This window comes from Micromonospora sp. NPDC002389 (genome assembly GCF_040296095.1).
Classification (GTDB): domain Bacteria; phylum Actinomycetota; class Actinomycetes; order Mycobacteriales; family Micromonosporaceae; genus Micromonospora.
On the sequence record NZ_JBEOWP010000024.1, the window covers coordinates 32,586 to 53,970 of the forward strand.

At 74.2% G+C, this 21,385-nt stretch carries 16 protein-coding genes and 1 pseudogene; 7 read left to right on the forward strand and 10 right to left on the reverse strand.

All coding sequences use genetic code 11. The features are described from left to right. Nucleotides 1-27: 27 nt before the first annotated feature. The 5 genes from ABT008_RS28730 to ABT008_RS28750 all read left to right on the forward strand — a co-directional run bounded on the left by ABT008_RS28730 (nt 28) and on the right by ABT008_RS28750 (nt 6,069). Entirely contained in the window at nt 28-1,260 is a 1,233-nt protein-coding gene (locus ABT008_RS28730) for a methyltransferase domain-containing protein (RefSeq protein WP_350700185.1), read from the forward strand. Then, nucleotides 1,257-2,009: a class I SAM-dependent methyltransferase gene (locus ABT008_RS28735; RefSeq protein WP_350700187.1), complete on the forward strand. Its 753-nt coding sequence runs from the start codon at nt 1,257-1,259 to the stop codon at nt 2,007-2,009. The genes ABT008_RS28730 and ABT008_RS28735 overlap by 4 nt, the downstream gene beginning before the upstream one ends. Then, a complete protein-coding gene (locus ABT008_RS28740; protein ID WP_350700188.1) occupies nt 2,006-3,874 on the forward strand; it encodes a nucleotide disphospho-sugar-binding domain-containing protein in 1,869 nt (622 codons plus the stop codon). Before ABT008_RS28735 ends, ABT008_RS28740 begins: the two co-directional genes overlap by 4 nt. 219 nt (nt 3,875-4,093) lie before the next feature. Continuing rightward, nucleotides 4,094-4,639 (forward strand): pyridoxamine 5'-phosphate oxidase family protein, encoded by a 546-nt coding sequence (locus ABT008_RS28745; protein ID WP_350700190.1) that lies wholly within the window; start codon nt 4,094-4,096, stop codon nt 4,637-4,639. Nucleotides 4,640-4,725: 86 nt separating this feature from the next. Further along, nucleotides 4,726-6,069, forward strand: coding sequence for a cytochrome P450 (locus tag ABT008_RS28750; RefSeq protein ID WP_350700191.1), 1,344 nt, complete (start codon nt 4,726-4,728; stop codon nt 6,067-6,069). A gap of 55 nt (nt 6,070-6,124) precedes the next feature. Here the strand turns inward: ABT008_RS28750 and ABT008_RS28755 are convergent, their stop codons facing one another. The 9 genes from ABT008_RS28755 to ABT008_RS28795 are packed head-to-tail and all read right to left on the reverse strand — an operon-like array spanning nt 6,125 to nt 19,022. After that, a complete protein-coding gene (locus ABT008_RS28755) occupies nt 6,125-6,667 on the reverse strand; it encodes an EF-hand domain-containing protein (protein WP_350700193.1) in 543 nt (180 codons plus the stop codon). Between the two features lie 29 nt (nt 6,668-6,696). Further along, entirely contained in the window at nt 6,697-7,557 is an 861-nt protein-coding gene (locus tag ABT008_RS28760) for a class I SAM-dependent methyltransferase (protein ID WP_350700195.1), read from the reverse strand. A 26-nt stretch (nt 7,558-7,583) separates the two neighbouring features. Then, on the reverse strand, nt 7,584-8,282 hold the full coding sequence (locus ABT008_RS28765) for a copper resistance CopC family protein (protein WP_350700197.1): 699 nt from the start codon (nt 8,280-8,282) through the stop codon (nt 7,584-7,586). Continuing rightward, nucleotides 8,279-8,842: a hypothetical protein gene (locus ABT008_RS28770; RefSeq protein ID WP_350700199.1), complete on the reverse strand. Its 564-nt coding sequence runs from the start codon at nt 8,840-8,842 to the stop codon at nt 8,279-8,281. The genes ABT008_RS28765 and ABT008_RS28770 overlap by 4 nt, the downstream gene beginning before the upstream one ends. A 10-nt stretch (nt 8,843-8,852) precedes the next feature. Further along, nucleotides 8,853-9,302: an acyl-CoA thioesterase gene (locus ABT008_RS28775; RefSeq protein WP_350700200.1), complete on the reverse strand. Its 450-nt coding sequence runs from the start codon at nt 9,300-9,302 to the stop codon at nt 8,853-8,855. 1 nt (nt 9,303) lies between these two features. Beyond that, on the reverse strand, nt 9,304-15,093 hold the full coding sequence (locus ABT008_RS28780; protein WP_350700202.1) for a type I polyketide synthase: 5,790 nt from the start codon (nt 15,091-15,093) through the stop codon (nt 9,304-9,306). 32 nt (nt 15,094-15,125) lie between these two features. Continuing rightward, nucleotides 15,126-16,097, reverse strand: coding sequence for an enediyne biosynthesis protein (locus tag ABT008_RS28785; protein WP_350700204.1), 972 nt, complete (start codon nt 16,095-16,097; stop codon nt 15,126-15,128). Next, complete coding sequence (locus tag ABT008_RS28790) at nt 16,094-18,046, reverse strand: CRTAC1 family protein (RefSeq protein ID WP_350700205.1); 1,953 nt, start codon at nt 18,044-18,046, stop codon at nt 16,094-16,096. Before ABT008_RS28790 ends, ABT008_RS28785 begins: the two co-directional genes overlap by 4 nt. A gap of 4 nt (nt 18,047-18,050) precedes the next feature. After that, nucleotides 18,051-19,022, reverse strand: a complete 972-nt coding sequence (locus tag ABT008_RS28795) for a DUF1702 family protein (RefSeq protein WP_350700207.1) — start codon at nt 19,020-19,022, stop codon at nt 18,051-18,053. Nucleotides 19,023-19,434: 412 nt separating this feature from the next. Between ABT008_RS28795 and ABT008_RS28800 the strand changes: the two genes are divergently transcribed. Together ABT008_RS28800 and add are read left to right on the forward strand one after the other, a co-directional pair. Continuing rightward, a complete protein-coding gene (locus ABT008_RS28800) occupies nt 19,435-20,244 on the forward strand; it encodes a helix-turn-helix domain-containing protein (protein WP_350700209.1) in 810 nt (269 codons plus the stop codon). Next, entirely contained in the window at nt 20,244-21,233 is a 990-nt protein-coding gene (gene add / locus ABT008_RS28805) for an adenosine deaminase (protein WP_350700211.1), read from the forward strand. The genes ABT008_RS28800 and add overlap by 1 nt, the downstream gene beginning before the upstream one ends. Here the strand turns inward: add and ABT008_RS28810 are convergent. After that, nucleotides 21,224-21,385, reverse strand: a pseudogene (locus tag ABT008_RS28810) (AAA family ATPase); the annotation flags it as partial. The gene add and the pseudogene ABT008_RS28810 overlap by 10 nt on opposite strands.

Below are 21,385 nucleotides of genomic sequence, written 5' to 3' on the forward strand. Positions count from 1 at the left end.
GCACCGGCGCCCGGAAGGAGTAGGCAGATGACTGCCCCCGCCGTCACCGGCTGCCGGATCTGCGGCGGCCCGGTGACCGAGATGCTCGACCTCGGCCGCCAACCCCTCTCCGACGCGTTCCCCCGCCCGGCCGACCTCGACGACGAGTTCTTCTACCGCCTTGCGGTGGGCCGGTGCGCCGCCTGCACGATGGTCCAGCTCGTCGAGGAGGTGCCGCGCGAGCGGATGTTCCACCACGACTACCCGTACCGCTCGTCGCTGTCGTCGGTGATGCGCGCGCACTTCACCGGCACCGGGCGGGAACTGCTCGCCACCGAGCTGACCCGGCCCGGCGCGTTCTGCGTCGAGCTGGGCAGCAACGATGGGGTGATGCTGCGGACCGTGGCCGCGGCCGGCGTACGCCACCTCGGCTTCGAGCCGTCCACCGGCGTGGCCGAACTCGCCCGCCGGCAGGGCGTACGGGTGCGTACCGACTTCTTCGAGGAAAAGACCGCCGCCGACGTGCTCGCCGCCGACGGGACGGCAGACGTCATCTACGCCGCCAACACGATCTGCCACCTGCCCTACCTGGACTCGGTGCTACGCGGCGCGCGGCTGCTGCTCGCCCCCGGCGGCGTCCTCGTCTTCGAGGACCCGTACCTCGGCGACATCCTCGCCCGGACCGCCTTCGACCAGATCTACGACGAGCATTTCTACTACTTCACCGCCCACTCGGTGAAGGCCGCCGCAGCCCGCTTCGGGCTGGAGTTGGTCGACGTACGCCCGCTGCCCGTGCACGGCGGCGAGGTGCGCTACACGCTCGCCCACGCCGGGGCGCGTACCCCGTCCCCGGCCGTCGCCGACCTGCTGCGCCAGGAACGGGAACAGGGCGTGACCGGGGTGGAGGCGCTGCGCCGGTTCGCCGCCGCCGTCGCGCGTAACCGGGCCGATCTGGTGGCGCTGCTGCGCTCACTCAAGGAGGAAGGCCGGACAGTCGCCGCCTACGGGGCCACCGCGAAGAGCGCCACCGTCACCAACTACTGCGGACTCGGGCCGGAGCTGATCTCGTACGTCTGCGACACCACCCCGGCCAAGCAGGGCCGGCTGACCCCGGGCGCGCACATCCCGGTCCGCCCGCCCGACGCCTTCTCCGACCCGTACCCGGACTACGCGGTGCTCTTCGCCTGGAACCACGCCGACGAGATCATGGCGAAGGAGACCGGCTTCCGGGCCGCCGGAGGCTGGTGGATCCACTACGTGCCCACCGTGCGCGTACGGTGACGGCATCGGTGGCGCGCGGCTTCTACCGCGCCGGATTCCCGGAGATCTACGACCTGGTGATACGGCACCGGGGCCGCGACCACACCGCCGAGGCCGCCACGCTTGCCCGGATGGTCCGGCGCTGGAACCCGGCCGCCGCCTCGCTGCTCGACGTGGCCTGCGGAACCGGGCTGCACCTGGAACACCTGCGGACCCACTTCGCGCCGGTGACCGGCGTGGACCTGTCCACGGAGATGCTCGCCCGGGCCGGCGCCCGGGTGCTGGGCGTGGCCCTGCACGAGGGCGACATGCGCGAGCTGGACCTGGCCGCCACCTTCGACGTGGTGGTCTGCCTCTTCGCGGTGCCGCACCTGCGCGGCGCCGACGAACTGGACCGGACCGTGGCGCGGCTGGCCGCCCACCTGACGCCGGGCGGCGTGCTGGCGGTCGAGCCCTGGTACACGCCGGAGACGTTCGTCCCCGGCTACGTGGCCCGCGACATGGTGCAGGAGCAGGACCGGGTGGTGGTCCGGCTGTCCCACTCGACGTGGCTCGACGGCGCATGCGACCGGATCCGGATGACTGTGCACCAGGCGTACGCCGACCCGGAGGCGGGCATCCGGCACGACACCGCGACGACCGAGCTGACGCTGTTCCGGCCGGAGCACTTCGCCGCCGCGTTCGCCCGGGCCGGGCTCGCCGCCGCGCACGTCACGGCGTCGCCGTTCCGGTGGGGTCTGTGGATCGCCCGGCCCGCGGGTGCCCGGTGACCGGCGGCCGGCCACGCGCGGTCGTGCTGGGCGGCACCGGATTCGTCGGCCGTCACGTCGCGGACGCCTTCGCCGGCCGCGACGTGCTCCCTGTGGCCCGCCGCGCCCCGGCCAGCCCGCTTCAGCACCGGTTCACCGCGCTCGACCTCGGCGGCACCGACCCGGGCACGCTGGCGCGGCTCCTGGACGCCGAGGACCCGGTCGCCGTGGTCGACTCCATCGGCAGCAGCTGGGGACTGGACCCGGGCCGGATGGCCGAGCGCTGCACCCGGCTCAGCGCGCTGCTGCTCGACGCCCTGCGCCGCGCCGCCTGCCGCCCCCGGCTGGTCCATCTCGGCTCGGTGCTGGAATTCGGCCCGCAGCCGGCCGATCCGCGCCGTACGCCCGCGCCGGACACCGCGTACGGCCGGGCGAAGCTCGCCGCGACTCGCGCCGTGCTGGCGGCGGCCGACGCCGGTGACGTCGACGCGGTGGTGCTGCGCCTGGTGAACGTGTTCGGGCCGGGGCTGCCCGCGCGGCGACGCTCGGCCGGCGGCCCCGCCGCGACCTGCGCACGGCGGTCACCGACGTCTGGCACGACGAGCTGCGCCGGCACTCCGGCGACGGGTAGCCGGCGGCGGTGGGCCGCCGCGTCGACGGGCGCCGTAGCGCCGGTCCGGGCGGCGAATCGACAGGTGGCGCGACCGGCGTCACCGGCTCGGCGGTACGGCGTCGGCCGTACCGCCTCGGCGATAGGGAGGGCAGGAGTCATGCGCGTACTGTTCATGCCGGGCCCGGCCATCGGCCACGCGTTCCCGCTGGTACCGCTCGGGTGGGCGTTCCGTGCAGCCGGGCACGAGGTCGTCTTCGTCACCGCCGGTGACGCGCTGGCGGTGGCCCGGGCCGGGCTGCCGGTCCTGGATGCCGTGCCTGGGCGGACCACCTCGGACATGCAGGCGCAGTTCGTCCGGGACGTGCCGCGCCTCTTCGAGCCCATCGGCGCCGACCCGATCGGTGAGATGGAGGAACGCAAGCCGTACATCGTCGCGGCCTGGGACCCGTTCGTCGACGCCCACGTCGCGCTCGGCGAATGGGTCCAGCCGGACCTGGTCGTGTACGACCCGATCTTCGCGGTCGGCCCGGTCGTCGCCGCCCGGCTGAAAGTGCCGGCGGTGGCGCACAGCCTCGGGCTGGCCCGGTTCACCCCTGACCTGCTGCGCGAGCTGCCCGGCGCGGTGGCGATGCGCCGGCACGGGGTGACGCTGCCCGAGGGCATCCGGACCGTCGACATCGCACCGCCCAGCCTGGTCGAGGGCGGGCCGGCCGAGATCTCCATGCGGTACGTGCCGTACAACGGCGGCGGGGTCCTGCCCGAGTGGTTGCGGGAGCCGGTCGCCCGGCCCCGGATCGCTGTCACCTTCGGCACGCTCGGCGGGCCGGACCGGTTCGTCGCCGGCATCGCGCGGGTGCTCGCCGCCGCTCCCGGGCTGGACGCCGAGTTCGTGCTGGCGATCGGGGAGTCGGCCGCTCCGGCCGACCTGCCGCCGAACGTGCGTACCACCGGCTGGGTGCCGCTGAACCAGTTGCTGCGCGGCTGCGCCGCCGCGATCCACCACGGTGGGGACGGCACGACGCTGACCTGCGCCGCGCTCGGCGTCCGCCAGTTGGTGCTGCCCGGCTCGCCGGACGAACTGGTCACCGGCGAGCTGCTGCGCGCCCGAGGGCTGGCGCACGTGCTGGACTCGGTGGACGAGCTGGACGCCGCCGCGATCGGCCGGCTGCTCACCGACGCGGAGCTGGGCCGGGTGACCGGCGAGGTGCGGGCCGAGATCGCGGCGCTGCCGTCCCCGGCCGAGGTGGTGCCCCGGCTGGCCGCTCCGGCGTGAGCCCGGCGGTCCGGGCCCGCCGCGTACGGTCTCCGCGATTGCGGTTGCAGGTCCTCGCGCAGCGCGATGCCGTGCGGGTTGGTGCAGGTCGGCACCGGCAGCACCGGCTGGTCGGGACAGGAGACCGGATCCTGAGGGCCTGGTGACGCTCCGAAACGGGCACCGCAAGAATTGATAATCATATAGCAAACTGCGCTCGCGGGGATCTACCATCGCGGCATGGAGCCTTCCACATTCAGCACCCCGGTCGGCGACTTCGCCGACCTCCGTGACGACTTCCTGCGGCTCACCACAGAGATCGGCTGGTGCGCGGTTGCCACTGTGGACGGACGCGACCGGCCGCGCAGCCGGATCATGCACGTCTCCTGGGAGATCGGCGACGCCGGCCCGACCGGCTGGGTCAGCACCACCCGCACCCCGGTCAAGACCGCCCACCTGGCCCGCAGCCCGTACGTCTCGTGCAGCTACTGGACCCCCGCGCACGACGCCGTCTTCGTCGACTGCCGCGCCACCTGGCTGGAGCCGGGCGACACCAAACGCCATGTCTGGGACATGGTCGCCGCCGAGGCGACCCAGCGTGGCTTCGACCCGTACGCGGTCTGGCCCGACGGCCCCGCCGACGCCGGCTTCGAGGTGCTCCAGTTCGACCCCTGGCGGGTCCAGATCACCCTGCAGGACCTGGCCAACGGCCAGACCATCGGTTCGTCGCGGGTCTGGCACGCCGCCGGGCGGCCCGCGTCCACCGGCGCGCTGCTCTCCCGCTGATCCCGACCGGGCCGCCGCCGCACGACGGGCCGGCCCGGCACCGCCGGCGCGGCGAGCCGCGCGGCCCGACACCGAGGGAACGCACCATGACCACCACTTTGCGCACACCCGCGTCGGCGCCCGGCCGTCTGCCCGTGCTCGGGCACGGCCTGCAGATGAAACGACGACCCGCCGAGTTCCTGCTCGAACTCCAGTCCGGGGAGCCGGTCGTCACCATCGCGCTCGGCAAGCGCCCGGCGTACGTGGTCAACGACCCGACCCTGATGCGGGAGCTGCTGCGCGACGGCGACACCTTCGTCCGGGGCGGCCCGATGACCGACCGCTTCCGGTCCATGTTCGGCAACGGCCTGGGCATCTCCGAGGGCGAGTTCCACCGCCGGCAGCGGGCGCTCATCCAGCCCGCCTTTCACCGCAACAAGGTCATCCACTACACCGAGCTGATGAGCCGGACGGTCGCCGGCAAGCTCGACTCCTGGCGCGACGGCCAGCGTCTCGCGGTCGAGAAGGAGATGGACGAGCTGGCCCTCACCAATGTCGTCGAAGTCGTCTTCGCCGGTGACCGGCGCCTGGACCGCGCCCGGTTCATGGCCGCGACCACCACCGTGCTGGGCGGACTGTTCCGCCGGATCACCGACGTGACGGGCGTGCTGACCCGCCTGCCCACCCGGGCCAACCGCGACTACGACGCCGCGGCCGAATACCTGCGGTCCACCATCCGCCGGGTCATCGCCGAGTACCGCGCGGCCGGCACCGAGCACGGCGACCTGCTGTCGATGATGCTCTTCGCCCACGACGAGGACGGCCGGCCCGCGATGAGCGACGAGCAGGTCCACGACGAGGTGATGACGTTCTTCATCGCCGGCAGCAACACCATCGCCAACACGCTCTGCTGGGCGCTGCACCACGTCGGCGCGGACCCCGAGGTGCAGCGGCGGCTGCACGCCGAGGTCGACCGGGTGCTCGACGGACGGGCCGCCGGCTACGCCGACGTGTCGGCGCTGGAGTACACCCGCCAGGTGCTCTCCGAGACGCTGCGGCTGCGCACCCAGGGCCTGTTCAACAACCGGGTCACCGCCCGCGACGCCGAACTGGGCGGCTACCTGATCCCGGCCGGCTCGGACGTGCTCTACAGCTTCCACGCCGTGCACCACAACCCGCGCATCTATCCCGAGCCCGGGCGCTTCGACCCGGACCGTTGGCTGCCGGAACGGGCCCGGGTGCTGCCCCGCGGCGCGTTCATGCCGTTCGCCACCGGCGTGCACGGCTGCATCGGCGACCAGTTCGCCTGGACCGAGATGATCGTCTCGCTGGCCAGCATCGCCGCCCGCTGGCGGCTGGAGCCGGTGCCCGGCCACGAGCCGAAGCCCGTGCCGGCCATGACCATGCCCGTCGACGCGCTGCCGATGACCGCGCGCCGCCGTACCCGCTGAACGGCTGACGCCCGGCCACCGGCCCACACGGACCGGCGGCCGGGCGTCCGGCCGCTCAGAGCTCCCCGGCGATCACGTTGCCCGGCGCGTCCGGGTCGGCGCTGAGGTAGAACTCGTGCGCCGCCCGGCCGTACTCCTCGCTGGTGAGGTAGCCGTCCCGGTCGGTGTCGAGCCGGTCGAAGATCCGCTGCGTGTCCTCCGAGCGCATGCCGTTCTTGCTCTGCGCCGCGAACATCTCCGCGTGGTTGATGCGCCCGTCCCGGTCCGCGTCGGCCACGTCGAACACGGCCAGGCTGAACGGCACCGCCGCGTTCGTCACGAACTCCGGGAACTCCGGCTTGTCGGCCCACGCCACCCACTCGGAGACCGTGACCCGCTTCTCACCGTCGGGCCCGTCGCTCCCGCGCATCCCGCGCCACATCCGGGCCGCCGCGCCGTGGATCCGCCGCCAGCCCGGCGAGTACGGCGCGACGCCGTACGTGTCGCACCAGATCTGGGCCATCGCGGTGATGTCCAGTCCGTCGATGACGCCGTCCCCGTCGGCGTCGTACGAGTCGAAGACCTTCTCCAGCTTGCGGCGTTGCAGTTCGGTGGTCATCTCGGTCCTTTCGTGGCGATGGATGGGGGTCAGGCCGGTGCGACCGCGCGGACGGTGAGCGCGGTCGAGGTCAGGTCGACCAGGCCGTCCGGGCCGGCGCGTCCCTCGGCGGCGGCGGCCACCTCCGCCCAGAGCGCGTCCCGCCCGGCCGAGTCGAGCGCGTCGACCCGGCGGCGTACCGGAGGCGGGGCCACCGCCCGGGTGAACCGCGCGTACTCGGCCGGGTCGTGGAACCGGAACGGGACCGGGTACTCCTCGACCGTCACCTCCCGCAGGCCGGCTTCGGTCAGCCCGGCCCTCAGCGCCGCCGGATCGCAGAGGCGGTACGGGCCGGGGGCGTCCGGTGGCCCCGACGGCAGGTCCAGCCGGCGCGCGAGTACGCCGTACCCGAGCGACATCAGCGGCACCTGCGGCGGTGGCGCCCACACCGACGCAGCGAGCACGCCGCCCGGGACGAGCAGCCGGGCGATCCGGCGGAACGCGGCGCCGGGGTCGACGGCGAACATCAGGCCGAGCCGGCTGAGCACCACGTCGAACGCGTGCGGCGGCAGCTCCACGGTCTCCAGGTCGGCGACGAGGAAGTTGACGTTGCGCCGGCCCTCGGCCCGGCGGCGGGCCACGGCGAGCATGGCGGGGGAGAGGTCGACGCCGGTGACGGTGCCGGCCGGGCCGACGGCCTCGGCGGCGCTGAGCGCTGGCTCCCCCGGGCCGGTCGCGACGTCTAGGACGCGGTGCCCCGGCCGTACGCCACCCAGGGCCAGCAGCCGCGCGGTGAGCGCCGCGCCGCCCCGCTCGAACGTCTCCCACTCGCGGGCCCAACCGTCGCTGACGGCGTCCCAGGTCCGCCGCTGTTCGGCCTTCACGGCGGCGGCATCTGTCGATACGGGCATCGCTCCTCCTCCTGTGGTCCGTCAGGTCACCCGCCCGGCCGGGCCGGTTCGCGGTCGGCGGGCCGGTCGCCGGCGTCCTCGGGCTCCCGCAGCATCCAGGCCCGCTGTCGCCTGCCCGTCCCGGGACCAGCCGACGAGCCGGGCGGGCCACCGGCGAGCCGGTCACGGCGTCCCCGCGCCATCAGCACGAGCAGGACCGCTCCGGTGACCACCGGCACCAGCAACAGGGCCAGGCCGGCCGCTCCGCCCGTACCCCCGTGGTGGCCGGCCCCGGCAGACCCGTCCGGCGGCGCGGTGGCCGGCGGGGACGCGGCCGCGGTGGCCTGCGGCGGTGCGCCGAGCCCGGCGGCGACGGTGAACGGAACCCCGCCGGTGGCGGTCTGCCCGGTGGCGAGCTGGGCGTGGTAACCGACCCGATAGCGCCCGTCTCCCAGTACCGTCACCGGCACCTCGACGCCGTGGTCGCGGTAGCGCGGCGCGCCCGTCGCGCCGAACGCGCCGCCCGGGCCGATCAGCCAGACATGGGTCCGCTCGGCGTCGAGCGGGCCGTTGAAGGTGAGCGTCACCGCCGCCGGCGCCGTGGTCAGCCGGGCACCGGCCGGCGGGTCGGTGGTCACCAACCGCGCCGGCCGCAGTTGCGCCGCCAGGGCCAGCGCGGCCAGGCCGAGCGCGAGCAGCGTGAGCAGTCCCGCCGCCAGCCATCTCAGCCCCGGCCCGCGCCTCACCGGACTTCGGCCACCCGGCGGCAACTGCACCGCATCCGGGCCAGTTCGTCGGCGAGCGGCGTGCGGTGCAGGTACATCGCCACCACCATCGGCAGGAACACCACCGCGTTGTAGAACAGGTGTAGCTCCACCCGGGGCGCCACCAGTTGCAGCAGGCTCGTCGGCACCGGCTGTCCGGCCAGGTTGCTGCCGGTCAGCGACTGCACCAGCAGCAGCAGGTGCTCCAAGTGGTGCCACACCTGGATCAGCAGCGCCGCCGTCCACCAGGTCCGGGCGCGGCCGACGAAGCCGCCGCGCAGCATCCAGAAACCGGCGAGCATGACCACGGCGTACCCGTAGTGCAGCCATTCGCTCTCCACCAGCCACGGGAACGGCATGCCGAGCACGCCCCGGGCCTCCGGCCGGGACCAGCCGAACACCCAGATCTGCGCGGCCTGCGTCAGGTGCTCGGCCCAGTGGGCGATGACGACGACGAGGAAGATCTGCAGGGCCGCCCGGTGTCGGCTGCCGTTCAGATCGAGCCCCGAAGCGCCGGTGTCGCGCTTCTCCGAGAGAGTCACTGCGCCTCCTTCAGGAGCGGTTGGATGTGCCGGCGGCCGCCCGGTACGGCGCCAGCGCCCGCACCAGCGGCGTCGGCACGCGGGTCGGCAACACCTGCCCGGCGACCTCCCGCATGCAGGCGATCCGCTGGTGGCCCCGAGCCACCGGGACCAGCCCGCCCGGGCCGTCGCGCAGGTAGTCGAAGGCCAGGCCGAGCTGCGTCTGGGTCAGCTCGGTCAGGCTCATCCGGATGCGCAGCTCGTCGAAGGCGTCGAGTTCGGCGAGGTACTCGCAGTCCACCCGCAGCGTGAACAGCTTCAGCCCGGCGCGCAGGTCGTCAACCACCGCCGGGGCGTGCTCGCGCAGGAACATCTCCCGGCAGCGGCCCTGCCAGCGCAGGTAGTTGACGTAGTAGACGTTGCCGACGAGGTTCGTCTCCTCGAACCCGACCACGTGGCGGTACTCGTACCAGGCGGACATGTCACACCCCCGTCGCGGTGAGGACGGCGACGACCACCGGCTGTGGCTCGCCGGTCAGACGGACCGGGCCGGTGGCCACCGTGACCCGGCCGCTGCGCACCAGCACCCACTCGCCGTCGCCGCCGGCCACCGTGAGCGGGGCGTCCACCGGCAGCCCCGCCTTGACCAGGCACTCCTTGGCGCACCAGACCCGGGTGGCGGCGACGTCGGCGTCCTCGCCGAGGTCGGCGGCGATCTGCCCGGCCAGCCCGGCGTGCCGGCCGAGCAGGTCGGCCCACACCTCGGCGGGCCGGGGCCGGACCACCTCCAGGTCGCAGGCGAGCGGCCCGGCGCCGGCCACCAGCAGGCTGGCGACCTCGCTGTGGGCGGCGGAGACGTGCCGGCCGTTGACCTCCTCGGGCCGCCCGTCAGGCCGGTACCGCAGCCGCACAGACCGTCCCACGGCCCGTCCGACGGCGACGGTGGTGACCTCCCGGCGCGCTCCGCCGGTCCGGTCCGGACGCGGTTCCACCACCACCGCCAGGTCGGCGTCGAGCAGCCGGCCCAGCCGCCGCTCCAGCGCCGGTCCGAGCAGCGCCGGCGGCCACGGCAGGGCGGCCGGGCGGTGGCGCACCGCACGCAGGCGCAGACCGAGCCAGCGTTCCACCACCGTCCCGGCCGCGCCGAGGACTGTCACGTCGTACCGGTAGGTGTCGTCGCGGTGCTCCCGCTCCACCGCCACGAAGCGGACCTGCTCGGTGGCGGCGAGCTTCGGCCCGGCCGGCTCCACCCGGTCCACCGCGACCGGCAGCAGCGTCGCGTCCGGCACGCAGACCTGGATGCCGTGCAGGAAGGCGTCCCGCGCGCCCGCGTCGCCGAGCAGCAGCCGCTGCGGCAGGAACGCGTGGAACCAGCGCAGGTCCTCGGTGGTGGCGACGTCCGCCTCGGCCCGCCGGGACGCGACCCGGTGGTAGCGCACCAGCCGGCGGAACCGGTCGCCCTGGAAGAGCAGGTCACCGTAGAGGTCCCGGCCCGGATCCAGCGGCACCGGCGGCAGCCCGCTGGTCACGCCCGGCGCCTCCCGGTCGCTCTCGTCCGGCTCGAAGCGGACGGTGCCCCGGAAGTGGTCGACCGCGAAGCCCGTCTCGTCGCTGCGGATCGCCACTTCCACCACGCCCGCCTCGGCCTGCACCGCGGCGATCCGGACGGTGACGCGCCCGCCGCGGGCCACCACCACGGGCCGGGGGAAGCTGACCCCGGTCAGCACCGGCACGCCGGTGGCGCCGGCGAGCGCGGTGGCCACCTGCGCCATCGACTCCATGCCGAGCACCGCGGGCAGTAGGAGGTTGCCGTCGAGGTCGTGCTCGGCGAGGTACGGGTCGCTCTCGGCCGACAGGTCCGCCTCGACCACCAGCTCCACGCCGTCATACTGCACCAGCGGGCGTTCCAGGAAGCGCAGCAGCGGCAGCTCCCGCCGCTCGTGGCGCAGCGTGTCCAGCCCGTCGGTGCGGCCGGTGACCACCACCAAGGCGGGCAGCCGGGGCAGCGCCAGCACCTGGCGCAGCAGGCGGACGCCCTCGTCCGGTGGGATCGGGGTGATGCCGGCCCGCAGCAGCGACTCGACAGCGGAGAGCCGTTCACCCATGCCGACGCCGGACCAGACCGACCACTCCAGACAGACCGTGCGGCATCCGGGAGAACGCCGCCCGGCCTCGGCGGTAAGCCGGGCCAGCCAGTTGTTCGCCAGCGCGTAGTGCGCCTCCCCGGGCAGGCCGCCGCGCCCGATCACGCTGCCGAACGTCACCAGCAGCCGCAGCTCGTCCGGCTCGACCGCGGCGAGGACGTGCGCCAGGCCGTCCACCTTCGGCGCGAGCGTGGCGCGCAGGGTGTCCAGGTCTAGCGCGCCGAGGGCGGCCGGCCGGTTGACCCCGGCGCCGTGCAGGACCCCGGCGACCGGACCCAGGTGCTCGCGCACGTGCGCCACGGCGGCGCGTACCGCCTCCGGGTCGGTGACGTCGGCGCGTACGTACCGTAGGCGCACCCCGGCCTCCCGCATCCGGGTCAGGTTCGCGGCCAGCTCCGGGTCCGCGGCCGGGTCGGCCCGGCCGAGCAGGGCCAGCCGCGCCCCGGTGTCCCGGGCCAGGGCGAGCGCGCACTCGGCGGTGATGCCCTTCCCGCCGCCGGTCACCAGCAGGACGTCGTCCGGCCGCAGCGGCGGACCGGCCGGACCCTGGCGCGCCGGGCCGGGCGGCGGCAGCGGCCGCAACAGGGGAACCCGTCGCCGGCCGTCCGGGCCGAGGTGCGACTCGGCGTACCCGTCGGTGGCCGCCACCTCGCGCACCACCCGGTCCACCAGGTCGTCGGCGGGGGCCGCCTCGACCAGCGTCACGTGCAGGCCCGCGCCCTCCAGCCGGGCGGTACGGGCCAGCCCGGCGACGCCCCGGCCGTGCTGGACTACCACTAGGCGGCTGCCCGGCGGTTGCGCCACCGCCGCCTGGACGGCGCGCAACGCGAGGTCCAGGTCCACCTCCTCGCCCGGGCAGAGCAGCACGCCGCCGCCGACGCCCGCACCGGCGAGCGCGTCGCGCAGCGCCTCCGCGTACGGGTGCCCGGCCGGCGCGTACAGCCGCCAGCCCCCCGGGCCGCCAGGACCGGCGGCGACCCGCTCCACCGGTTCCTCGACCAGCTCGACGGTGAAGCCGCGCACCCACGGGGCGACGCCGTCCACCCGGTGGTCGGCCGGCGGGGCGGCCGGGTCCAGCTCGCGCAGCGCGTCGGCGATCTCCCGCAGCGTCGCGGTGGCGAAGTTCGTCGGCGCCTGCACCGCCGGCAGGCCCAGTTCCCGGGCGGCCTCGTTCACCAGCTGCCCCACCGCGATCGAGCTGAGGTGCAGGCCGTCGAGCAGCCGGGTGTCCGCGCCGACGCTCTCGGCCGGCAGCTCCGCGCGGGACGCGGCCAGCCGGCGCAGCACGGCCAGCGGATCGGCCGCCGGTCCGCCGCCCGCCGGGGCCGCCTCGTCGCCTGTCGCCTGTCGCCCGGCGTCACCGGGCGCCGGTCGGCCCGCGGCCTCCGGGGAGGCCCCGGCGGGGGACGCCACCACCACAGCGGGCGCGGCCTCGCACGGGTTGGCGAAGAAGCGCCGCCGCACGGCCAGGTCGAGCGGACGGATCGGACGGTCACTGACCAGGGCGGCGTGGTCGACGGGCGCGCCCAGCGCCCAGAGCGCGCCGACAGAGCCGAGGAACCCGGCGAGCGTCGGCGCGTCCGTGCCGGTGGCGAACACCGGCACGTCGACCAGTTCCCGGGCCATCCGGGCGAGCACCTGGCCGGGACCGACCTCGACCAGCGCGTCCACCCGCCGGCCGGCTTCGGTGACCGCCGCGGCGAAGCGCACCGGCTCGGTGATCTGCCGGCGCAGCAGCGCCGCCAGGTCGGTGCCGAAGGTCAGCTCCGCGCCGGTGACCGTGGAGACCACCGGCCGGCGCGGCGGGGCCAGGCGGACCCCTTCCAGCCAGTCGCCGAACTCGCGGGCGGCCGACGCCATCAGCGGGGAGTGGAACGCGTGCGAGACGGCCAGGTGCGCCCCGTGCGCACCGGCCTCGGTGGCCCGCTCGCACACCCGCCGGACCGCGTCGGACGGGCCGGCGACCACCGTCTGCCGGGGCCCGTTGTAGCCGGCCACGACCACCGGTTCGGCGCCGATTAGCCGGGCGGTGACGGTGTCGTCGGCGGCGATGCCGGCCATGGTCCCCGGTTCCCGGCATCCGGCCATGACCGCGCCGCGCGCCGCGGCGATCCGCAGCAGCGCCTCCGCGTCGACGGTGCCGGCCCAGTGCAGCGCGGTGATCTCGCCGAGGCTGTGCCCGACCGCCACTCGCGCCTCGACGCCCAGTTCGGTGAGCACCCGCAGACCGGCCAGGGAACCCGCGGCGATGCGCGGCTGGGCCACCTCGGTGGCCACGGGGTCCGCGTCGGCGGGCAGCGCCGCCAGGCGGTGCACCTCGGCGGCGGCCGGGAAGCGCCGAGCCAGCGCGCCGCCGTCGACGCTGTGGCCGGAGCCCTGACCGGGGAAGAGGAACCCGAGCCGCGCCGGCCGCAGCGTGCGCCGCAACGCCAGACCGTCGGCGAACAACTCCTCCTCGCCTCGGTCGAGCGCCGCCAGGGCACGCTCGAACCGGTCCACGGCCTCGGCGGGGGAGGCGGCGACCACCGCCAGCCGCATCGGCCGGCCGCTTACCTCACCGGCCAGGGCACCGGCCAGGTCGGTCAGCTCGCCGTACGACAGCCGGGCCAGCGGATCCAGCAGCGCGGCCACCCGTTCCCGTAGCGCCACCGGGTCGGCCGCGTCGAGCAGCAGCAGCTCGGCGTCCTGTGTGTGCCGGGCCAGCCGTAGCTGCTGCCGCCGGACACGTTCCGGCACGGCGGACGGGCCGGCCTCCAGCACCAGGTGGGTGTTGATCCCGCCGAAGCCCATCGCGGTGATCCCGGCGCGCAGCGGCGCACCGTCCGGCCACGGCTCGGCCACCGGCGCAGCGCGCAGTATACGGTCCGCGGCGGTCAGCTCCGGGCGGGGACGGGCGCACCCGGCGGTGGGCGGGACGATGGCGTGCCGCAACGCCATCGTCGCCTTGATCAGCCCGGCCACCCCGGCGGCGGCCTTGGTGTGCCCGATGAGCGCCTTGATCGAGCCGATGGCGGCCGGAGCGGTGGCCCCGGCGTCGCGCCGGGCGGCGGAGAGGGCCCGCAGCTCGGTGGCGTCGCCGACGGCGGTGCCGGTGCCGTGCCCCTCGAAGAGCGGGACCGTGCCGATGCCGAAGCCGGCCCGCTGGTACGCCCGGTCCAGCGCCAGCCGGTAGCCCTGCGCCTCGGGCCGGGTCATGCCGCCGCGCCCGTCGGAGGAGACGCCCCAGCCGGCGATCGTCGCGTGCACGACGCGCCCCTGCGCCACCGCGTCGTCGTGGCGCATCAGCACGACCATGCCGCAGCCCTCGCCCGGCCAGAAGCCCTGCGACCGCTCGTCGTACACCCGCATCTCGTCGCGGGCCAGCGCGCCGGCCTTGGCGAAGCCGACCATCTCGAACGGGTCGATGGACAGGTCCACCCCGCCCGCCACTGCCACGTCGAGCTCGCCGTCGGCCAGGGCTCGCGCGGCGGTGACCACAGACAGCAGGCTGGAGGCGCAGGCGGCGTCCACTGTCCAGCCGCCACCGCCGAGGTCGAAGTGGTTGCAGATCCGCCCGGCGATGGTGTTCGAGAGGCCACCGGCGAGCGTGTCCTCGTCGATCGGCGGGAACGGGCTCTTGTACCGCTCCTCGGTCACCGCCAGGAACTCCGCGATCCGCCGGTCGGGCCACCCCTGCTCCCGCAGCCCGGCGGCCAGCACCCGGCGCACGTACGGCCAGCGCAGCCGCAGCACGTTAGCGCGGGAGAACTCGCCGGTGAGGGTGTTGCCGACCACCACGGCGGTACGGTCCCGGGGCAGCCCGGCGCCGTCCGGCCAGCCGGCGTCGGCGAGCGCCTCGCCGGCCACGTCCAGCGCCAGCCAGTGGGTGAGGTCGGTGGAACGGTAGGTGCTGCCGGCGATCCGGTGCCGGATCCGGTCGAACGTGTACCCCTCGATGACGGCGGCGTGCCGGTTGTAGAACCGGTCCGGGGTGGCCGGGTCGGCGTCCCAGTAGTCCTCCAGGCTCATCCGCTCCGGCGGCAGCCGGCGGAACGCGCGGCGTCCGCTGAGGGCGTTGCGCCACAGGTCGGCCACCGAATCGGCTTCCGGGTAGCGGCAGCTCATGCCGACGACCGCGATTCTGCTCATGTCGTCACTCCTGGGGTTGTGCGATTCGCGGATCAGGCGGGCACGGGCCGCTTGCCGTTGTCCGCGGGAACGGGACCGGCGGTGGCCGGTGTCCCGGGCGTTGCGGGCGAGACGGGGTGGTCCCGCTCGCGGCGCCGCTGCTCGCGGCGCGAGGCGTGCAGCGACCAGAGGAAGCTGCCGCGGACCAGGCAGACGATCGCGGTGGCGAAGAAGAGTCCGTACGTCACCGAGGCGCCGGTCAGCACGCCGTACACCAGTGCCACGCCGCCACCGAACGCGAACTGGGCGGCGGGCCGGCTCGGTGTGGTGCCCGGATCGGTGATCATGTAGTTGGTGAACAGGACGAACGCGGTGCCGGTCATGGTGGCCAGCGCGGCCGCGATCGACGTGTCCAGCACCAGACCCCGGACCACCGACTGCACTACGAAGATCGACAGCCAGCCGGCGATCAGCCACATCCTGTGGGTGAGCTTCGCGTTGAGCATCGTGCCCAGGACGAGGATCACGGCCACGATCGCCCAGTCGGCGGGGCCGGAGAGGTTCTCGGTGAAGTGGTACGGCGGCGCGATGGAGACCCACGGGAACAGCAGCAGCAAGATCGCGATGCCGAAGTTCGACGGGTTCATGAAGTGCCGCAGCCGCCCGTTGACCGGCGCCCGCAGCAGCCACTTGCCGCTGATCGCCACCAGCACGCCGAAGAGCATCACCAGCAGCCGGTCGTTGGTGTAGAGCAGCATGTTTACCGCCAGCGCGGTGATGTGCGCGGGGAAGAGGAACTCGATCAGGTTGCGCACGCCGCCGGCGTACCGGGGGGCGCGGCCCTCACCCCGGGCGCCCACCGCCTCCAGCAGCAGCTCGGCGGCGTACGCGGTGAGCACGGCGTACACCGGCCAGAGCGCGGGCTGCTCGAAGCCGAGGACCGTGTAGCCGAGGATGTTGAGGACGCTGATCGAGATCGCGAAGCGGCGCAGCGCTGTCACTCGCGGGTCGCGTGGCTTCGTCATGAACTCGCCTCCTGTGCCTGCGTGCCGAGGGTGAGCGCGTGCCGGCCGGGGGTGAGCGTCACCGTCTGCGCGCGGGGCGCGCCGGTGCGGTCCCGCCAGGCCAGGTCGACCTGGACCGGCCCGGTGACGTCGCCGAGGCCGATGTGCACCTCGAAGCTGCGCCGGCCGGAGTGGCCGCTGCCGCCGTCGACCCGGCCGCGCAGCACACGGCCGTCCTGGGTGCGGACGGTGACGTCCGCGCCGATCACCGGGGAACCGGTGACGGCGTCGCCGGCCGGCGGCCGGTTCAGCTTCAGGGACAGCTGCGATCCGGTGCCGGGGCTGTCGTTGCGGTAGAACACCGGCGCGTCCCACTGCCGGGCCACCGCCATGTCCAGCCGGCCGTCGCCGTCGGCGTCGCCGAGCGCGATGCCCCGGGTCGGGATCGGCACCGCCAGGCCGAGCTGGCCGGCGATGTCGGCGTAGGCGCCGCCGGGCATCCGGGCGTGCAGGCGCAGCGGCTGGCCGCCGGCGAGGTCGTCGCCCTCCCGGACCCGTGGCCACGACCAGGGGTGCTCCAGCAGTGTGTCGTTGGCGGTGGCCAGCTCCTGGAGCTGCGCCCACCGGTTCACCTCGCCCTTGACGAAGCCGCTGGTCTGCACGATGTCGGGCCGGCCGCTGTTGGTCAGGTCGGCGATCTTGACGTCCCAGCTCCAGCCGCTCCAGGCGAGGTTGAGCGGGGCGCTGCGGTCGACGAACGGCGCCCGCCCGTCGGCGAGTCGCTGCCGCAGGTCGTCGGTGTCGCGGGCCTGGTTGACGAAGGCGAAGTTGCTCTCCTGGATGCCGAACGAGGTGGTGATGTTGCCGACGTACATGTCGTAGAGGCCGTCGCCGTCCAGGTCGCCGACGTCCACGCCCATGCCCTTGAAGGAGTCGTGTCCGAGGATCTTCGACTTGGGCACCGTGAGCCGGCTGCCCTCGCCCTCGACGAGGGCCAGCCGTACCCGGCCCGGCGTGGAGCGGTTGTGCAGCAGCCGGTCGGGGCCGAAGTCGTTCGCCACGTACAGCTCGGGCAGCAGGTCGCCGTCGAGGTCGGTGGCGGTCGACGCGAGGGCCCAGCCGCGGGAGACGTCGTCGTCGAACAGGTCCGGCACGTCGGCGAAGGTGACGGTGCCTGCGGTCGCGCCGGTCCAGCGCAGGATGTGGTCGCGCCCGCCGTTGTATGCGGCCGACATGGACCGGTTCATCGCCACGCCGCCGCTGACCGTGTGGTCGAGCACCGGGCCGTCGGGAAAGTAGTTGCCGACGAACACGTCCTCGTGACCGTCGCCGTCGAAGTCCGCCACGCTCACCGTGTTGGTGTTCCATAGCGGCCCGGTGTATCCGCCGTCGGCGGCGGCGGGCCGGGGAACCAGCTCGACCGGCTGGAACGCCGCCGCGGACAGGCCGGTGGCGTCCGGGCGGGCCAGGAAGATCACCGGCGTCCGGCCCCACCAGTAGACCAGCAGGTCGGTGCGGCCGTCCTCGTTGAAGTCGCCGGGCGCGCAGCCCATCGGCGCCATGTGCGGCCCCATCGGCAGCGGCGCTGGGTCGAGCACGAACGGTTGGTACCGCTCCTGGCGCGCCCCGGGCGTCGGGGTGACCACCACCCGGTCGATCCGTGGGTCGGTGACGCAGAGGTCGTTGGCCAGGCCGTCGCCGTCGATGTCGTTCATGGCGACCCCGGCGCCCACCGAGGAGATCCACGCGTCGATGTGCGTGTACTCCTTGTTGACCCGGCGGATGCTCTGCTGCGGCAGGCCACCCGGGATCGCGATGGACAGCGGCGTGAACCGGTAGCCCGCTGCCACCCGTCGCCGTTCCTCGTCGGTAGCAGTGGCCGGCTTGGCGATCAGGAACAGGCCGACGATCAGCAGCAGGGCGGTCAGCCCGGCGAGATGACGTCGGCCCCAACCCAGGATCATGGACACCCGGTCAGCACCTCCCCAGCAGAACGAGATGGTCGGCGATCCGCTGACGCCACACCGCGAAGGCGGGCAGCGACGCCGAGTCGGTCAGATCGGTCAGGGCGGCATCGGTGATCGCGGCGGCCTGCTCGATGCTGGTGACGCAGAACGCGCCGACCGCGACAGCGGTGTGTTTCGGCACGTGTCCGGCCCGCATCCGGGCCTTGGCCGCGAACGCGGCGCCCTGGCCGAGCGCCGCCCGGTGCTCGCCGGCCGCCTCCCGGAGCGTTCGCAGTTCCGTCAGATCGGCGCCACCGGCGTAGCTGGCGGCCAGGCCGACCCCGCTCCACAGGTCGGAGCGCCGGTCGGCGGGGAACCCGTGAAGCAGCCGGACCAGTTCGGCCGGGTCGGCGCCGGCGCCGAACCACAGAGCCCGGCCGATGCCCTGGTCCATCGCGTGCGGCGCGTAGTGCCGCAGCTCCGCCGGCCAGATGTGCGCCGGGTCGCGGTGCTGTTCGTGGACGTACCGGCCGGTGTGGAAGTAGGCCTGGTGGAAGCCGTAGCCGTCGAGGGCGAGCCAGCGCAGCAGCGGGTCGGGCGGAAGGATCGCCGGCCGGCGCCAGCGGGGCAGCCGGGCCATGGCCCAGCCGACGCCCACGTGGGCCATGTAGACGTGCGCGGCGCCGCGCCCGGCCAGGAAGCGGGCCAGGCCCCGGCCGCCGCCCGGTCGCAGGCCGTCCATCAGGGCGTACGCCATCGCGGCGCCCTCGTAGGCGAAGCCGCGCAGCGGCGCCGCCCGGCGTTCCAGCAGCTCCTCGGCGGCCCCGGGCGAGGGGGCCCCGGCGGCGTCACCGAAACCGCCTATGAAACTCTGCCCGGCGCTCTCCAGGGCCTGCCGCGCGGCGTCGTTCTTGACATGGAAGCCGCGTATGTCGAACAACGCCTCGCGCTTATCCGGAGTCAGGATTCGTTGTCGCAGTGCCAACAATATTCGGGCCATGGCAAGTCCAATTCGCCGTGGGTGTACGCATGCGGATCCTGCTCGCCTGCAAAGAAGTCCTTCGATTGGTGTGCCCGCTCTTCCAATACTCGCGGAACGCCTCGGCAACTGTCTTCTCGCAGGTTGCTGTGTTGCCTCAGGTGACCGCCCATGTCGGTCCGGCGGGCGCGTGAAGCCGGTCGCGTGCAGGCCGGGAAGCTTGTCCCGTACCGGCTCCGGCCAACGCGTATCGACCCTCGTCGGGAGCGCCGGAGCGGCCCGCGGGCCGCAAATCAAGACTCGCTCAAGAGTCGCACAGCACTATTGGTGACGGTTTCCGGGTAGCGATGGAGGGGCCATGGGGCAGTTTTCAGGTGTCGACTGCAAGGAACATGACGGCCGGAAGGCTGCCATTGTCCGAGTGATTGAGCACATGAAAAGAGAGCTCAGCAGGCCGTTGCCGCTGGAAACACTGGCGCGCCTCGCCCCGTTCAGCCCCTTCTATTTCCATCGCGTGTTCAAGCAGGCTACCTCGATGACACCGGCACGTTTCCTGGCGGCCCTGCGGATGGCTGAGGCGCGCCGGCTGCTGCTGCGTTCCTCGCTCACCGTCACGGCGATCAGCGCCCAGGTCGGGTACTCCAGCGTCGGCACGTTCACCACCCAGTTCCGGCGCTGGGTGAGCCTGCCCCCGGAGCGGTTCCGCCAGCTCGCCCGGCAGTTGGCGGGCGTGCCGGTGGCGGCGCTGCTGCCGGTGATCCGGAGCCGCGCGATAGTCGCCGGCCAGGGGCCCCGGGCGCTGATGAACCTCGACACCGTGGACCTGCCGGGACTGCTGCTCGCCGTGGTGGCACCCCACGACGGGGGACGCAACGAATGGTGGACGGCCGCGCCGCGCCCACTGCCGGCCGCGTTGCCCGCCACCGTGCCGCCGGGCGAGCACCGCGCCCGGGTGCTGCTGCTGCGCCCGGACCGGGACACCACCTCGGCGCTCGTCGACGGCACGCCGGACAGTTTCCTGATCGGTGACGCGGATCTGCGGATACCGGCCGAGGCGGGCGGCGCCCAGCCCATCCTGCCCGCCGCGCGGTCCACGCTCACGGTGCCGGTGCGGCAGGTGCGGGTCACCGATCCGCCGTTGCTCTCGGCCACGCCGTTGCGCTGGCTGCTGGGCGTGTCGCAGGCCGGCTGGCGGGGCCGGACGCCGGTGACGGCCGAGCGGCGTTCGCTCCGAACCGCCTGATGGCCGCGCCGGAGGCCGGGCCGGCCCCGAAGATCGAGCTGCACGTCCACTTCGAAGGCACGGTACGGCCGGAGACGCTTCTGGTCATCGCCCGGCGCAACGGGGAGCGGCTGCCTGCGGAGACGGTCGAGGGTCTGCGTCAGCTCTACGAGTTCACCGACTTCGACCACTTCGTCCGGACCTGGGTGTTGACCACCAACTGCCTGCGTACGGCCGACGACTTCCGGCGCGTCGTGGTGGCGTACGCAGCCGAGGCGGCCACGCACGGCGCTGTCTACCTGGAGGGCATCTTCTCGCCGGCCGAGCGGGTGCGCCGGGGCGTCGGCTGGGCGGACATCTTCGAGGGGTACGCCGACGGCGCTGTCGAGGCGTACGAGCGGCACGGCGTACGGGTGTTGTTGACGCCCGACGTGGATCGTGAGCTGGCGCCGGCCGACGCGGAGGAGTGTGCCCGCCAGGCCGTGCGGTTCCGGGACCGGGGCGTGGTCGGGTTCGGTCTGGGCGGGCCGGAGCTGGCCGCGCCGGCGAAGACGTTCGCCCGGGCGGTGGCGATCGCGCGCGACGGCGGTCTGGCGTTCGTCCCGCACGGCGGCGAGGCGGGCGGCCCGGATTCGGTACGCGACCTGCTGGAGCTGGCGCCGGCCCGGATCCGGCACGGCATCCGGGCCGGCGAGGACGACGACCTGCTCGCCGAGCTGCGGGACCGGGGTGTGGTGCTGGACGTGTGCCCTACATCGAACCTGCGGACCCGGGTGGTGGAGTCCGAGGCGGCGCATCCGTTGCCCCGCCTCGTCGCCGCGGGCCTGCGCTGCTCGGTCGGCACCGACGACCCGGCGATGTTCGGTACCGATCTGGGCCGTGAGCACGAGTTGGCGGCGCGTCTCGGGCTCGGGCCTGAGCGGGCGTACGCCGCCGGGGTGGCCGGGGCGCTCTGTGACGACGCGACGCGTGATCATCTGGTGGCGGTGGGTCGGCGGGCCTACGGCTGAGCCGTCGACACCGGCTTGCCGGCTCGGAAGGCGAGTGTGGACGTGTCGGTGTCGTTGGGGTCGCCCTCGCAGTCGACCACCACGATCTGACCGGGGGTCAGTTCGTTGAACAGGATCCGCTCGGACAGGTTGTCCTCGATGTCGCGCTGGAT